The sequence below is a fragment of the Pseudomonas zanjanensis genome (genome assembly GCF_014268745.2).
In the GTDB taxonomy this organism is placed as follows: Bacteria; Pseudomonadota; Gammaproteobacteria; order Pseudomonadales; family Pseudomonadaceae; genus Aquipseudomonas; species Aquipseudomonas zanjanensis.
In genome coordinates this window covers 59,157-73,053 of the sequence record NZ_JABWRB020000005.1, presented here as the reverse complement: position 1 = coordinate 73,053, position 13,897 = coordinate 59,157, and the positions used below count along the sequence as shown (strand labels likewise).

Annotated in this window: 13 protein-coding genes; 7 read left to right on the top strand and 6 right to left on the bottom strand. The window is 60.7% G+C overall.

The genetic code is table 11. The features are described 5' to 3' along the window. Positions 1–5: 5 nt before the first annotated feature. The 3 genes from HU715_RS24160 to HU715_RS24150 all read right to left on the bottom strand — a co-directional run bounded on the left by HU715_RS24160 (position 6) and on the right by HU715_RS24150 (position 3,393). Positions 6–926 carry an SPFH domain-containing protein gene (locus tag HU715_RS24160; RefSeq protein WP_186707583.1) on the bottom strand — a complete coding sequence of 307 codons (921 nt, stop codon included), beginning with the start codon at positions 924–926 and terminating at the stop codon, positions 6–8. A 198-nt stretch (positions 927–1,124) separates the two neighbouring features. Further along, positions 1,125–2,909 (bottom strand): type IV pilus assembly ATPase TfpB, encoded by a 1,785-nt coding sequence (gene tfpB, locus HU715_RS24155; protein WP_186707582.1) that lies wholly within the window; start codon positions 2,907–2,909, stop codon positions 1,125–1,127. A gap of 145 nt (positions 2,910–3,054) precedes the next feature. After that, positions 3,055–3,393: an ACT-like domain-containing protein gene (locus tag HU715_RS24150; protein ID WP_186707581.1), complete on the bottom strand. Its 339-nt coding sequence runs from the start codon at positions 3,391–3,393 to the stop codon at positions 3,055–3,057. 125 nt (positions 3,394–3,518) lie between these two features. Between HU715_RS24150 and HU715_RS24145 the strand changes: the two genes are divergently transcribed. After that, positions 3,519–3,989 (top strand): Lrp/AsnC family transcriptional regulator, encoded by a 471-nt coding sequence (locus HU715_RS24145; RefSeq protein ID WP_186707580.1) that lies wholly within the window; start codon positions 3,519–3,521, stop codon positions 3,987–3,989. Positions 3,990–4,141: 152 nt separating this feature from the next. Here the strand turns inward: HU715_RS24145 and HU715_RS24140 are convergent, their stop codons facing one another. Continuing rightward, positions 4,142–5,509 (bottom strand): CYTH domain-containing protein, encoded by a 1,368-nt coding sequence (locus HU715_RS24140; RefSeq protein ID WP_186707579.1) that lies wholly within the window; start codon positions 5,507–5,509, stop codon positions 4,142–4,144. Between the two features lie 147 nt (positions 5,510–5,656). Between HU715_RS24140 and argE the strand changes: the two genes are divergently transcribed. The 3 genes from argE to HU715_RS24125 all read left to right on the top strand — a co-directional run bounded on the left by argE (position 5,657) and on the right by HU715_RS24125 (position 10,033). After that, positions 5,657–6,814, top strand: coding sequence for an acetylornithine deacetylase (argE, locus tag HU715_RS24135; RefSeq protein WP_186707578.1), 1,158 nt, complete (start codon positions 5,657–5,659; stop codon positions 6,812–6,814). 137 nt (positions 6,815–6,951) lie between these two features. Next, complete coding sequence (argA, locus tag HU715_RS24130) at positions 6,952–8,250, top strand: amino-acid N-acetyltransferase (protein ID WP_053126389.1); 1,299 nt, start codon at positions 6,952–6,954, stop codon at positions 8,248–8,250. A gap of 460 nt (positions 8,251–8,710) precedes the next feature. Then, complete coding sequence (locus HU715_RS24125; protein WP_186707577.1) at positions 8,711–10,033, top strand: OprD family porin; 1,323 nt, start codon at positions 8,711–8,713, stop codon at positions 10,031–10,033. Between the two features lie 90 nt (positions 10,034–10,123). Here HU715_RS24125 and hepT read toward each other — a convergent pair whose 3' ends face one another. Continuing rightward, a complete protein-coding gene (gene hepT / locus HU715_RS24120) occupies positions 10,124–10,552 on the bottom strand; it encodes a type VII toxin-antitoxin system HepT family RNase toxin (protein WP_186707576.1) in 429 nt (142 codons plus the stop codon). Next, on the bottom strand, positions 10,542–10,937 hold the full coding sequence (gene mntA / locus HU715_RS24115; protein ID WP_122567472.1) for a type VII toxin-antitoxin system MntA family adenylyltransferase antitoxin: 396 nt from the start codon (positions 10,935–10,937) through the stop codon (positions 10,542–10,544). The genes hepT and mntA overlap by 11 nt, the downstream gene beginning before the upstream one ends. Positions 10,938–11,271: 334 nt before the next feature. Here mntA and HU715_RS24110 point away from each other — a divergent pair, with 334 nt between their 5' ends. The 3 genes from HU715_RS24110 to HU715_RS24100 all read left to right on the top strand — a co-directional run bounded on the left by HU715_RS24110 (position 11,272) and on the right by HU715_RS24100 (position 13,884). Further along, positions 11,272–11,910, top strand: a complete 639-nt coding sequence (locus tag HU715_RS24110; RefSeq protein WP_046063206.1) for a peroxiredoxin — start codon at positions 11,272–11,274, stop codon at positions 11,908–11,910. A gap of 325 nt (positions 11,911–12,235) precedes the next feature. Continuing rightward, positions 12,236–12,829: an NADPH-dependent FMN reductase gene (gene ssuE / locus HU715_RS24105; RefSeq protein WP_186707575.1), complete on the top strand. Its 594-nt coding sequence runs from the start codon at positions 12,236–12,238 to the stop codon at positions 12,827–12,829. A gap of 89 nt (positions 12,830–12,918) precedes the next feature. Next, a complete protein-coding gene (locus HU715_RS24100) occupies positions 12,919–13,884 on the top strand; it encodes a sulfonate ABC transporter substrate-binding protein (RefSeq protein ID WP_186707574.1) in 966 nt (321 codons plus the stop codon). Positions 13,885–13,897 lie beyond the last annotated feature (13 nt).

Sequence of the window (13,897 nt, the reverse complement as noted above, 5' to 3'; positions counted from 1 at the left end):
GCGCCTCAGGCTTTCTTGCTGTCGAAGGTGGCCTTGACGATCTCGCCGATGCCACCGACCGCACCGATGACCTGGCTGGCTTCCAGCGGCATCAGGATCACCTTGCTGTTGTTGGCCGACGCCAGTTTGCCCAGCGCATCGATGTATTTCTGCGCGACGAAGTAGTTCACGGCCTGGACGTTACCGTCGGCAATGGCCTGGGACACGACCTGGGTGGCCAGTGCTTCGGCTTGCGCCTGGCGCTCGCGGGCCTCGGACTCCAGGAACGCGGCCTGGCGGCTGCCCTCGGCCTCGAGGATCTGTGCCTGCTTCTTGCCTTCGGCGGTGAGAATCGCCGACGCGCGCAGGCCCTCGGCTTCGAGGATCTGGGCGCGCTTGATCCGTTCGGCTTTCATTTGCCCTGACATGGCGGCCATCAGGTCGGCCGGCGGGCTGATGTCCTTGATCTCGATCCGGGTGATCTTGATGCCCCACGGCGCCGTGGCTTCATCGACGGTGCGCAGCAGTTTTTCGTTGATGCCGTCGCGCTGGCTCAGCATCGCATCCAGCTCCATGGACCCCAGCACGGTGCGGATATTGGTTTGCAGCAGGTTGCGGATGGCGTGTTCGAGGTTGTTGACTTCGTAGGCAGCCTGGGCCGTATTGACCACCTGGAAGAAGCACACGGCGTCGATCTGTACCGTGGCGTTGTCGGCGGTGATGACTTCCTGGGGCGGGATGTCCAGCACGCTTTCCATGACGTTGATCTTGCGCCCGATGCGATCCATCACCGGGATGATGATGTTCAGGCCGGGCTTGAGCGTATTGGTGTAGCGGCCGAACCGCTCGACCGTCCATTGGTAGCCCTGGGGTACGACCTTGAAGCCCATGAAGAGAATGACGACCACCAGGCCGATGAAAAGTAAAAGTACGCTACCGATCTGCATGACGGTTCCCTGTGCGAATTGAGATGGACCTGCGAGCCCTGAGTGTAGGGCAAGCGGCCATTATCCTCACTCTGTGGGAGCAAAGCTTGCTCGCGATGCAGGCGCCTCGCTTCCCAGGGAGACCGCGTCATCTTCATCGCGGGCAAGCCTTGCTCCCACGGTGAGGTCAAAACCCTCTCGCCACAGGTGCTGCCGCTATTACTTCTGCTCGCTCTGAGGCGTAACCCGCAACACTTCCTCGACCGTGGTCAAGCCTGCCGCGACCTTTTGTGCCCCTGACAGCCGCAGGCTGCGCATGCCTTCCTTGAAGGCCTGGCGGCGCACCGCCAGCAGGTCGGTGTCGGGGTGGATCAAGGCCTTGACGCTGTCGGTCAGTTGCATGATTTCGTAGACGCCGGCGCGGCCGCGGTAACCGGTGTCGCGGCATTCCAGGCAACCGACGGCCTGCTGGGCATTGCTCGGCAGCGGTGCCTGCCAGGGCCGGGTCAGGGTCTGCCAGTCGTCTTCGTTCAGGGTCAGCGGCGCCTTGCATTGCGGGCACAGGGTGCGCACCAACCGCTGGGCCATGACCCCGAGGACGGTGGCCTTGATCAAGTAATGGGGCACGCCCAGCTCCAGCAGGCGACTGATGGCGCTCGGCGCGTCGTTGGTGTGCAGCGTCGACAGGACCAAGTGACCGGTGAGCGCTGCCTGGATCGCCATTTCAGCGGTTTCCAGGTCTCGGATCTCACCGATCATGATGATGTCCGGGTCTTGTCGCATGAGGGCCCGCACCCCGGCGGCGAAGCTCAGGTCGATGTTGTGCTGGACCTGCATCTGGTTGAAGGACGCCTCGACCATTTCGATCGGGTCCTCGATGGTGCAGAGGTTCACTTCCGGCGTCGCCAGCTTCTTGAGTGTGGTGTAGAGGGTGGTGGTCTTGCCGGAACCGGTCGGCCCGGTCACCAGGATGATGCCGTTGGGCTGGCGGGTCATGTCCTGCCAGCGGCGCAGGTCGTCGGCGGAGAAACCGAGCTGGTCGAAATCCTTGAGCAGCACTTCCGGGTCGAAGATCCGCATGACCATTTTTTCGCCGAACGCCGTGGGCAAGGTCGACAGGCGCAATTCCACTTCGCCGCCGTCCGGGGTCTTGGTCTTGACCCGGCCATCCTGGGGTTTGCGTTTTTCCGCGACGTTCATCCGCCCCAGGCTCTTGAGACGACTGACGATCGCCATCGTGACCTGCGGCGGGAATTGGTAGACGGTGTGCAGCACCCCGTCGATGCGAAACCGCACCGTGCCCTGCTCGCGGCGCGGCTCGATGTGGATATCGCTGGCCCGCTGTTGGAAGGCGTACTGGAACAGCCAGTCGACGATATTGACGATGTGGGCGTCGTTGGCGTCCGGTTCCTGGTCGCTGGCGCCGAGGTTGAGCAACTGTTCGAAATTGCTCAGGTTGCTCGGTTGCTGATCGACCGTGGTGGCGCCGCTGACCGATTTGGCCAGGCGATAGAACTCCACGCTCAGGCGCTGGATATCCACCGGATTGGCGACCACCCGCTTGATCGGCAGCTTGAGCACATGGGTCAGGTCGGCTTCCCAGCTGTTGACGTAGGGTTGTGCGCTGGCGACGGTGACGGCGTCACGATCGACCGCCACCGCGAGGATCTTGTGGCGCTGGGCAAAGGCATACGACATCAAGGGCGTTACGGCCGCCACGTTGATTTTCAGCGGGTCGATGCGCATGTAGGGTTGGCCGGCCTGCTGGGACAACCACAGGGTCAGGTTCTCAAGGTCCAGGCGCTTGCCGGGCCGACTGAGGTCGTCCAGGTGCTGGTTGGCAATGAACTCCAGCGGGTGCAGCTGGTTGTTGGCGCTGTGGCGTCGGCGGGCGTTGAGCGCGGTTTCGGCCGAATCCTGGCTGATGAAGCCCTGGGTGACCAGTTGGCGCAGCAGATCATTGAGGTCCAGCCAGCGGTCCTGAGTGGCGTGTTTGGTGGACATGCGGGTTCCTATTGGACAATTGCAGCAAAGCCGCGATACAGACGCCTCGGCGTCCTCGCTCGGTCTGCAAAAGAATAGTCCCGACCCGGTGGTCCGTTGGGCCACTACCCGACCAATGCGTTACCAATTCTTGCCCGTGGGGGGCTCAACCGGCCGCTTGGGTCGGCTCAACTCGCGCAATATCAGCGCCTTGCAGGTCCACCGAGCACATGCCGATCAGGTTACGTAATTTTTCTGCGATGACCTGGGCACGGTGCCAACTCAGGCCGTCCATGAGGATGTCCAGCGACAGCAGATCGTCGAGGCGCTCGACGCGAACCTGCTGTGGGGTCAGGCCCTGCAAGGCAAACAGGTTCAATGCCCGGCAGAGCAGGTCCGGCTCGGCCTCTGCCAGCATTTGGTAGTGCACGCGGCAATGGGCATTGGCGACGTGCCAGACATCGGCGCGGGTCGGGGTGGTGGCAACGGCTTCAAGTGGGGGCATGCGCGGTCTCCTTGGCGGCGGAGAAATATTTACATGCGTCGCCGGGTATTTCTTATCTAAGATGAGTGCTTTCGGCGATGTTTCGAATCGCTTGAGTCTGCAGATCATTCATTTTGGGTTTGTCTATGCAAAGCGAGCTGGATAGCTATGACCGCAGGATACTGGCCCTGCTGCAAGAGGATGCCTCGCTGTCCAGCGCGCAGATCGCCGAGCAGGTCGGTTTGTCTCAATCGCCGTGCTGGCGGCGGATCCAGCGGATGAAGGAGGAGGGCATCATCCGCGCCCAGGTGACCCTGCTGGACCGCAAGAAAATCGGCCTCAACACGCAGATCTTCGCCGAAGTGAAACTCAACGCCCATGGCCGTTCGAACTTCACCGAGTTCACCGAGGCGATCCGCGGCTTTCCCGAAGTGTTGGAGTGCTACGTGCTGATGGGTTCGGTGGATTTTCTGCTGCGCATCGTCACGGCGGACATCGAGGCGTATGAGCGATTCTTTTTCGAAAAGCTGTCGATGGTGCCGGGGATCCAGGAGGTGAACTCGATCGTGGCGCTGTCGGAGATCAAGTCGACGACGAGTTTGCCGGTGGTGCGCTAGTTGGATCTGAGGTGAATGTGCCGGCCCCTTCGCGAGCAAGCCCGCTCCCACAATGGTCCTCCACCGTACACACATGTTGTGTTCGCTGAAGATCCAGTGTGGGAGCGGGCTTGCTCGCGAAAGCGGTACTCCAGACGCAGAAGATCTTTCGGTTACAGGCGCAACAAGGTCTTCCAAGCCCGATTCTGATACACCGCAATCGCCTGCTGCTTGCGCGCATCCAGCGTTTCGTCGGTGATCGGTTGGTTGGCCAGTTGTGCCAGCTTGTTCAGCTCACCGTAGAGCCGATCCATTTCCGGGATCTCCAGCACATGGCGGGCATGGTGCAGCCAGGCCTGGATGCGTTCGATGCGCGGCAGTTGCTCGGCCAGGTCTTCCGGTTGCTGTTGATAACGTTGCAATTGCAGGGACGAGGACTCTTCGCCCAACAGGCGTGGCAACCAGCTGCCCAGTTGCGCCGCGCCCTGGCGATTGCCGCGGGTGTTGCGCTCGACGGCCCAGCTGCGGGCCAGCAGCCAGCGTGACGTGTTGAGGGAAAACAGGCCCCAACGCGGGTCTTGCAGCTCTTCGAGGAACTGTTCCGGCGCGGCCTTGCGCACGTCTTCGTCGTCCAGGCCGGCCTGGACCAGCGGGCGCCAGTCTTCCAGCAACGCGTCCAGGGCCAGGCGCAAGTCATGGGTCGATTGGCGCGGCGCGGCCTGGCCGAGGCTGCTGAGCAGGGCCCGCAGTTCGGCTAGGCTTTCCACCCAGTCCTGCAGCAGGCGCCAATGGCCGTTGAACCGGTATTGCTCGGCCAGGCGCTGGCTGCTGCCGAGCAAATGCCAGCTCAGCGCGGCGAAGGCATCGTCCAGCGGCGTTTCGGCAGTCAGTTGCGGGGCTGGCAGGCTCAAGGCGTAGCTGCCCGCGTCATGCAGGCGATAGCCACGCTCGGCCTTGCTGATGTCGCAGGGCATCAGGGGCAGGGTCATGGCCAGCTCGGCGGCCAGTTCCAGCAGGGCGGCGGGTTCGCCTTCGCGCAGTTCCAGCTCCAGTTCGCAGATTTCTTCCTTCTGCTTGCCGACCACCACGTGGCCCAGGTCCAGGGCGGCTTCGATGACCACTTTGCTTTTGCCACGGCCCCAAGCGATTTCAGCGCGTTCGCGAACGAAATCGGTGGTGAAGATGGCCTTGAGGGTTTTCTTGTCCAGTTCGGCCAAGGCCTCGGGCCAGCATTCGCCGTCGAGCTTCTTCAGGTCGAGCTTGGCCTTGGGCAGGTGCCAGTCGTATTCGTTGCGCTCGGACAGGCCGGCGACGCTCTGGCCGCGGGTCTTGAGGGTCTGGATCACCTCTTCGCCGTCGCGACGCAGGCGCAGGGCGACCTTGGCCCGGGCCAGGTCACGCTCTGGCGTGTCGAAATACTGGTTCATCAATTCGTGGCGTTCCCAGCCACTCTTGTTGCGTTTTTTCAGCAGCGGATGCTCGCGCAAGGCTGCCAGGGTCTCGCGGCTGACGCGGAGTTTGATTTCGGTTTCTTTCTGCATGGCCGGAAAATCCAGGGATCGGGTGCGCAGCCGGGGGAAGGTGTGGCTGCCAAGGCCGTGCAGTGTACAGGACTGACTCGCCCTAGGTTTATTCCTGGGTCCAGATGGTTCTATGATGAACGCCAATCTGTATGCCCGGAGCCAGCGATGCCTTTGCCGTCCATGAAAGATCAATTCGCTGCCCTGATCGCCACGCCTTCGGTCAGCTGTACCCAGCCTGGGCTCGACCAGTCCAACAGCGCCGTCATCGAGCTGTTGGCCGGCTGGCTCACTGAGCTGGGGTTCTCCTGCGATATCCAGCAGGTCAGCCCTGGCAAATTCAATCTGCTGGCCAGTTTCGGCAGCGGTCCCGGCGGCCTGGTGCTGGCCGGCCACAGTGACACGGTGCCGTTCGACGGCGCCTTGTGGCAGACCGATCCGTTGAAGCTCACTGAGGTCGATGGCCGTTGGGTCGGCCTGGGCAGTTGTGACATGAAGGGCTTTTTCGCCCTGGCCATCGAAGCGGTCAAGCCGCTGCTGGACCAACCGTTCAAGCAACCTCTGCTGATCCTCGCCACCTGTGACGAAGAAAGCTCCATGTCCGGCGCCCGGGCCCTGGCCGATGCCGGCCGGCCCTTGGGGCGGGCAGCGGTGATCGGTGAGCCGACCGGCCTCAAGCCAATACGGATGCACAAAGGCATCATGATGGAGCGCATCGACATTCTCGGGCGCAGCGGCCATTCGTCCGATCCGCGCCTGGGCCACAGCGCGTTGGAGGCCATGCACGATGCCATGGGCGAATTGCGCGGCCTGCGCCTGCAATGGCAGCGTGAATTCCGTAACCCGCAGTTCAGCGTGCCGCAACCGACCCTGAATTTCGGCTGCATCCACGGCGGCGACAACCCCAACCGGATCTGCGGCCAATGCTCCATGGAATTTGACCTGCGGCCTTTGCCAGGCATGGACCCGCAAGTGCTGCGGGCGGCGATCCAGCAGAAGCTCAACCCCATCGCCGAGCGCCATCAAGTCAAGATCGACTACGCGCCGCTGTTCCCCGAAGTGCCGCCGTTCGAGCAGGCCGAGGACGCCGAATTGGTCCGCGTGGCCGAACGACTGACCGGCCATCGTGCCGAAGCAGTGGCGTTCGGCACCGAAGCGCCTTATCTTCAGCGCCTTGGCTGTGAAACCCTGGTGCTCGGTCCTGGCGATATCGCCTGTGCCCACCAACCGGGCGAGTACCTTGAAATGTCACGTTTGCAACCTACCGTGGATCTGTTGCGGCAGTTGATCGTCCATTACTGCCTGACGTCGGCCACGGCCGATTAAATTGCGCCCTTGCGGGCCCGTATTCATCACATGAGGAGAGCGCGCGTGTCGCCAAGCCTGTTCCGACGATAACCACCAGCCCGTTGTGCGTTCTGTTTCGTCTTTTTTTGGCTGTTATTTATTACAGGTCCAGGTTCATGCCCGAATACGTCAATTGGCTTCGTCACGCTTCGCCCTACATCAACGCCCACCGCGATTGCACCTTCATCGTCATGCTGCCCGGCGACGGGGTGGAACACCCTAATTTCGGCAACATCGTCCATGACCTGGTGCTGCTCCACAGCCTCGGCGTGCGCCTGGTGCTGGTCCATGGTTCGCGCCCGCAGATCGAGACTCGCCTCGCTGCGCGGGGCCTGACGCCTCACTACCACCACGGCATGCGCATCACCGACGCGGCGACCCTGGAGTGCGTGATCGACGCGGTCGGCCAGTTGCGCATCGCCATCGAGGCGCGCCTGTCCATGGACATGGCGTCCTCGCCCATGCAGGGCTCGCGGCTGCGGGTCGCCAGCGGCAACCTGGTCACCGCCCGGCCGATCGGCGTGCTCGAAGGCGTGGATTACCACCACACCGGCGAAGTGCGCCGGGTCGATCGCAAGGGCATCAACCGGCTGCTGGACGAGCGCTCCATCGTGTTGCTGTCGCCGTTGGGTTATTCGCCCACCGGAGAAATCTTCAACCTGGCCTGTGAAGACGTCGCCACCCGGGCGGCCATCGACCTGGCGGCCGACAAGCTGCTGCTGTTCGGTGCCGAACAGGGGCTTATCGGCGAGGACGGACGGCTGGTGCGGGAATTACGTCCGCAACAGGTCCCAGGCCACATGCAACGCCTGGGCAGCGACTATCAGGCCGAACTGCTGGATGCGGCGGCCCAGGCCTGTCGTGGTGGCGTTGCGCGCAGCCACATCGTCAGTTATGCCGAGGATGGCGCGCTGCTGGCCGAATTGTTCACCCGCGATGGCAGCGGTACGTTGGTGGCCCAGGAACAATTCGAAGTGGTGCGCGAAGCGGCCATTGAAGATGTCGGCGGCCTGCTGGACCTGATCAGTCCGCTGGAAGAGCAGGGGATTCTGGTGCGTCGCTCCCGCGAAGTGCTGGAGCGCGAGATCGAACAGTTCAGCGTGGTCGAGCGCGAAGGCATGATCATCGCCTGCGCGGCGCTGTACCAGATCGCCGATTCGGATGCCGGGGAACTGGCCTGCCTGGCGGTGAACCCGGAGTACCGCCACGGTGGCCGGGGCGACGAACTGCTGGAGCGGATCGAAACCCGCGCCCGCGCCCAAGGGCTCAAGACGCTGTTCGTACTCACGACCCGTACCGCCCACTGGTTCCGCGAACGTGGTTTCGAGCCCAGCAGCGTCGACCGTCTGCCGGCCGCGCGAGCCTCGCTCTACAACTATCAGCGTAATTCGAAAATCTTCGAAAAAGCCCTGTAACCCCTGGCGCGCTCCCTGCGTGGGAGTGTCGCAGGGGGCGTCTTTTTGATTTCAGACAATGAATCGCCTGACGCATAGCCATCAAGCTCCCATCTTAAGCCGCCCCGGCGCCAAAGGATCAAGGGATCCCTCTACGCCGGGGTTTCCCGCTGAGCGCTTCTCGACAAAAAAGCCATTCAGTAATTCGCCAGCTGGCCGATACGCCGGACCACGGTTGATGAAGCTTTGATGGCAGCTATATGTCGAAAAGAGCTGAAAACTGGCAGAACAATTCTTTTTGGATTTATAGAGAATCCATTATCCTGCGGGCCGTGTAGCGGGGTTAGACCATGGTCGTAGACACAATTGGTTACGATTGACTTGTCAGTCACGGTCTGGCGCTAATCGCGCATCCGCGGATTCCGGGCGTTCGATCCGGAACCAAAGACACACAAGAATTAAAAAACGAGAGGAGCGAAGCATGAACAAGTCCACCTTGGCCCTGGCTGTGGCCGTTGGGGTTTTGGCGCAGCAGGCAGGCGCCGCCGGTTTTATCGAGGACAGCAAGGCTACCTTGGGTCTGCGTAACTTCTACATCAACACGGATAACCGTGATTCGGCTGCTTCAACGAACAAAAACGAAGAATGGGGCCAGGGTTTTGACCTGCGCTTCACTTCCGGTTACACCCAAGGCACCGTCGGCTTCGGTATCGACGCCATCGGCCTGCTGGGGGTCAAACTGGATTCGGGCGGCGGTACCAACGGCGCGTCCAATAACAGCTATGGCGGCACGGTTTTCCCGAGCAAGTCCAACGGCGAAGCAGTGGATAACTTCTCCAGCCTGGGCCTGACCGCCAAGGCGAAGATCTCCCAGACCGAGCTGAAGCTGGGCACCCTGCAGCCAAAACTGCCGGTCATCGTGACCAACGATGGTCGTCTGCTGCCGCAAACCTTCCAAGGTGGCCAGATCACCTCGAACGAGATCAAGGACCTGACGCTCATCGGCGGCCAGATCGAGCACGCCAAGGGCCGTAACTCCAGCAACAACGAGGAGCTGTCCATTGCCGGTGCGAACGGGCGTACCGCCAGCGGTCGCGACAGCAACAAGTTCATCTACGGTGGCGGTGACTATAAAATCACCAAGGACCTGACTGCCCAGTACTACTACGGCAACCTGGAAGATTTCTACAAGCAACACTTCCTGGGCCTGGTGCACAACTGGTCCATCGGCCCTGGCGTGCTGAAGTCCGACCTGCGTTATTTCAACAGCCGCAGCGACGGCGCCAACGGTCATGATTCCACCTACTACACCACTGGCTACTATGGCGGCAGCGTCACCAAGGGCAAAGTCGACAACAACCTGTACAGCGGCCTGTTCCTGTACACCGTTGCCGGTCACACCTTTGGCGGTGGCTACCAGGCCAGCAACGGCGACAGCGATTTCCCTTGGCTGAACCAGGGTGACGGTTCGTCGGCTTACCTGACCACCGACATGCAAATCGCCAAATTCGCCCGTGCCGGTGAACGCACCTGGCAGGGTCGCTACTCGTACGACTTCGCCAAGCTCGGTGTTCCTGGCCTGACCGCAGGTGTCATCTACCTGCGCGGCGACAACATCGACCACGCCACCGGTGACAAGACCGAGTGGGAACGTGACATCACTGTTGGCTACGTCGTACCGGAAGGTCCGCTGAAGAACGTTGGCGTCATGTGGAAAAACGCTACCTGGCGCAACGACATCCCAGGTCAGCGCGACCAGGATGAAAACCGCCTGATCGTCAGCTACTCGATCCCGCTGCTGTAAGCAACGCGCTCGCCTGACGAAAAAAAGCCCCGCCCGGCAATACGCCGGGCGGGGCTTTTGCGTTTTTGGTTCAACGAACCGGAGATCGCTTTATTCCTTGGATTTCACCGCGTCCTTACGCAGTATGAACGCGCTGAACGCCAGGAAATCGCCCAGATGCTGGGTAATGATCGCGACCATGATCGGCAACTGCAGGGCTTGGTAGTCATGCACGGCGATGTTCCTGAAACCCACCATGTTCTTCAGGTTTTTAACCAGCCTTTCTTCCACCCAGCCGCCTTGAAAAAGCAATTCGAATGTATCGCGGGCACTTTGCGGGACACCCAATCGTTCACGTCGGATCAAATGCTGTCCCATGTCCAGTGCCGCTTCACACGCACGCTGGATGTTCAGGACTGCCGAATCCTGGCGAGTGAAATCGGTGGCAAACGTAGCGGGATCTTTCTCATATTCCTCCCGCACCCTGGCGACGCAACGCTCGATACTCGCTGCTTTATTGATCAGTATGTCATCGGCCATACACGCTGCCTTCTTCCTGAATATCCTTGAGCAACCCTGCCCGAGCCTCATCGAGAGCGGTTTTTTCGCTGAGAATAAAACACTCGAACAACCCAGCCTGTACATCTCTGGCCCAGAGCCTCTGACCTCGGGTCACGATCTGGTACTGCATGACGGTCGTTGCCCCGCGTAGATCGATCAGGTCCACGGGGCTGCCCGCGATATCCGCCAGATCACCTGAAAGCTGCCATAACGACACAGGATCGACTTCGCCGGATAAAAGCACAGCCAAATCGACATCACTGTCAGGCCCGGCGGTGCCCTGTGCATGGCTGCCGAACAGGTAAACCGCCAGCAGTCCTGGCAGGTGGTTTTGCAGATGAGTCAGCAAGGCTTGAGTGTTCATGCTGCCTATCCTAGCCGCTCGTCCTGAAATCGCGTCAATAATTTCCGTAGTGTGGGTACAAAACAAAAAAAGCCCCGCCCGGCAATACGCCGGGCAGGGCTTTGCGTTTTCGAGTAGGGCCCACCCCTGTAGCCTTCCTCGAATTTCTCCTCTTTTCAGCAACTCGAGGCCTTCTCGAACCTCGCTGACGATCTTGTGCCGGTATGCGAAATGGCGCCAGTGAACAGTTTTTTATATTCACTAATGATCTAGATAAATGGATATTCATTCTTTTTAAAGCAATCGAAACCGGTGCAAAGTTTGGGCTCACAACAATTCATCCAGGAGCCGCACCATGAGCCTCAGACTCGGCGACATCGCCCCCGACTTCGAACAGGATTCCAGCGCCGGCAAGATTCGCTTCCACGAATGGCTCGGTGACAGTTGGGGTGTACTGTTTTCCCACCCGGCGGATTTCACGCCGGTATGCACCACCGAATTGGGCCTTACGGCCAAGCTCAAGGACGAGTTCGCCCAGCGTGGGGTCAAGGCCATTGCCCTCTCGGTGGACCCGGTGGACTCGCACCACAAGTGGATCGAGGACATCAACGAGACCCAGAACGCCGTGGTCAACTTTCCGATCCTGGCCGATGCCGACCGCAAGGTCTCTGATCTGTACGACCTCATCCACCCCAACGCCAGCGACACCTTGACCGTGCGCTCATTGTTCGTGATCGACCCGAACAAGAAGATTCGCCTGACCATCACCTATCCCGCCAGCACTGGGCGCAATTTCAACGAGATCCTGCGGGTGATCGATTCCCTGCAACTGACCGACAACTACAAGGTCGCCACCCCGGCCAACTGGCAGGACGGCGATGAAGTGGTGATCGTGCCGTCGCTCAAGGATGAAGAAGAACTCAAGCAGCGTTTCCCCAAGGGCTATCGTGCCGTGAAACCTTACCTGCGCCTCACACCGCAGCCTAACAAGTAGGGCTTTGGATTTTCTGTAATGGCTGCAATCGCCTTCGCGAGCAAGCCCGCTCCCACAGGAGTACGCATTCCAATGTGGGAGCGGGCTTGCTCGCGAAGGCTGACTTTCGGTCTGCGCGGGACTCGGATTAGATACTTCCATAAACAGGTTTTGGCCGTTTCGACGGCCTTTTTTATTGCGCCAAGGAAATTGAATTGTATATCTCTTAAATGCATAACCAAATGAATAAATATGATTTAAAGATATATAAATCCCCTGTTATGGTTTGCCCATGCAGCGAGATCGCCCGCCGCGAATCGCACGTGACAGTTAAGGAAGGGTAGGCATGTTGGTCGTCTCACTCGGTGGCAGTCCCAGCCAACGCTCCCGCTCCGGGGTGCTGCTGGAACGCTCGCAACGTTGGTTGCAACAGCAAGGTGTGGAGGTGGTGAGCTATCAGGTGCGCGATTTCCCGGCCGAAGATCTGCTCCATGCCCGTTTCGACAGCCCGAAGGTCGTCGACCTGCTCCAGCAGATCGAAAACGCTGATGGCCTGGTGATCGCCACGCCGGTGTACAAGGCGTCTTTTTCCGGTGCGCTGAAGACCGTGCTGGACCTGCTGCCTGAGCGGGCCCTGGCTCACAAAGTGGTGTTGCCCATGGCTACCGGTGGCAGCATCGCCCACATGCTGGCGGTGGATTACGCCCTTAAACCAGTGTTGTCGGCGCTCAAGGCCCAGGAAATGCTCCATGGGATTTTTGCCGAAGACAGTCAGATCGCTTATGGCGAAGGCAGCGCCCAGGCGCAATTGGCGCCGGCCCTGCAGCAGCGCCTGGACGAGGCGCTGGAACAGTTTTACAGCGCCATGGCCCGTCGGCCCCGGCCGTTGGACCCCAGTGTATTGAACGAACGTTTGTTGAGTGCTCGCTGGAGCATTTGAACCCGAACACCCCTGATTCAACTCACCTTACTCAGCCGCCAACGGCCCAGCAGGTGCAGCCAAAACCCACAGCAAAAAGGAGAGGCGCCATGCGCACTGTCATTTTGCGTCGCGGGCTGGTCGCTCTGTTTGCTGCGGCTGTGTCCCTCGGCGTCATCACCCAAGCTCAAGCCGAGACCTTGCGGATCGGTTATCAGAAATACGGCACCTTGGTGCTGCTCAAGGCCAAGGGCTCGTTGGAGAAGCGCCTCGCCGCCCAAGGCGTGGACGTGCAATGGACCGAATTCCCCGGAGGTCCGCAGCTGCTGGAAGGCTTGAACGTCGGTTCCATCGACTTCGGCGTGACCGGTGAAACGCCGCCAGTGTTTGCCCAGGCCGCGGGCGCCGACCTGCTTTACGTTGCTTACGAGCCGCCGGCGCCCACCAGCGAGGCCATCCTGGTGCCGAAAGGCTCGGCCATCCAATCGGTGCAAGACCTCAAGGGCAAGAAGGTCGTGCTGAACAAAGGCTCCAACGTCCACTACCTGCTGGTGCGGGCGTTGGAAGACGCGGGTCTCAAGTATTCCGATATCCAGACGGTTTTCCTGCCGCCAGCCGATGCCCGTGCCGCGTTCGAACGGGGCAGCGTAGACGCCTGGGTGATCTGGGACCCGTACCAGGCGGCCGCCGAACAACAGTTGCAGGCTCGCACCCTGCGTGACGGCAAAGGCATCGTCGATAACCACCAGTTCTACCTCGCCACCAAGCCCTATGCGCAAAAAAATCCCCAAGTCATTACCGCCCTGGTGGAAGAAGTGCGGGCAGTGGGGGAGTGGTCCAAGGCCAATCCTGAAGACGTGACCAAACAGGTCTCGCCGCTGCTCGGCCTGCCGGCGGACATCACCCTGACGTCGGTGAAACGCCAAGGCTACGGGGCGCTGTTCCTCACGCCGGAGGTGGTGGCGGCGCAGCAGAAAATCGCCGACAGCTTCTACCAGCTCAAACTGATTCCCAAGCCCTTGAGCATCAAGGACGTGATCTGGACGCCGCCGGCGGCCGTTGCGAACGCGCAGTAATTCGACCCCTTAG

Bases quoted from the DNA above. Each gene is read 5' to 3' on its own strand.
- HU715_RS24160 (WP_186707583.1), bottom strand. From the start codon at position 926: ATGCAGATCGGTAGCGTACTTTTACTTTTCATCGGCCTGGTGGTCGTC.
- tfpB (WP_186707582.1), bottom strand. From the start codon at position 2,909: ATGTCCACCAAACACGCCACTCAGGACCGCTGGCTGGACCTCAATGAT.
- HU715_RS24150 (WP_186707581.1), bottom strand. From the start codon at position 3,393: ATGCCCCCACTTGAAGCCGTTGCCACCACCCCGACCCGCGCCGATGTC.
- HU715_RS24145 (WP_186707580.1), top strand. From the start codon at position 3,519: ATGCAAAGCGAGCTGGATAGCTATGACCGCAGGATACTGGCCCTGCTG.
- HU715_RS24140 (WP_186707579.1), bottom strand. From the start codon at position 5,509: ATGCAGAAAGAAACCGAAATCAAACTCCGCGTCAGCCGCGAGACCCTG.
- argE (WP_186707578.1), top strand. From the start codon at position 5,657: ATGCCTTTGCCGTCCATGAAAGATCAATTCGCTGCCCTGATCGCCACG.
- argA (WP_053126389.1), top strand. From the start codon at position 6,952: ATGCCCGAATACGTCAATTGGCTTCGTCACGCTTCGCCCTACATCAAC.
- HU715_RS24125 (WP_186707577.1), top strand. From the start codon at position 8,711: ATGAACAAGTCCACCTTGGCCCTGGCTGTGGCCGTTGGGGTTTTGGCG.
- hepT (WP_186707576.1), bottom strand. From the start codon at position 10,552: ATGGCCGATGACATACTGATCAATAAAGCAGCGAGTATCGAGCGTTGC.
- mntA (WP_122567472.1), bottom strand. From the start codon at position 10,937: ATGAACACTCAAGCCTTGCTGACTCATCTGCAAAACCACCTGCCAGGA.
- HU715_RS24110 (WP_046063206.1), top strand. From the start codon at position 11,272: ATGAGCCTCAGACTCGGCGACATCGCCCCCGACTTCGAACAGGATTCC.
- ssuE (WP_186707575.1), top strand. From the start codon at position 12,236: ATGTTGGTCGTCTCACTCGGTGGCAGTCCCAGCCAACGCTCCCGCTCC.
- HU715_RS24100 (WP_186707574.1), top strand. From the start codon at position 12,919: ATGCGCACTGTCATTTTGCGTCGCGGGCTGGTCGCTCTGTTTGCTGCG.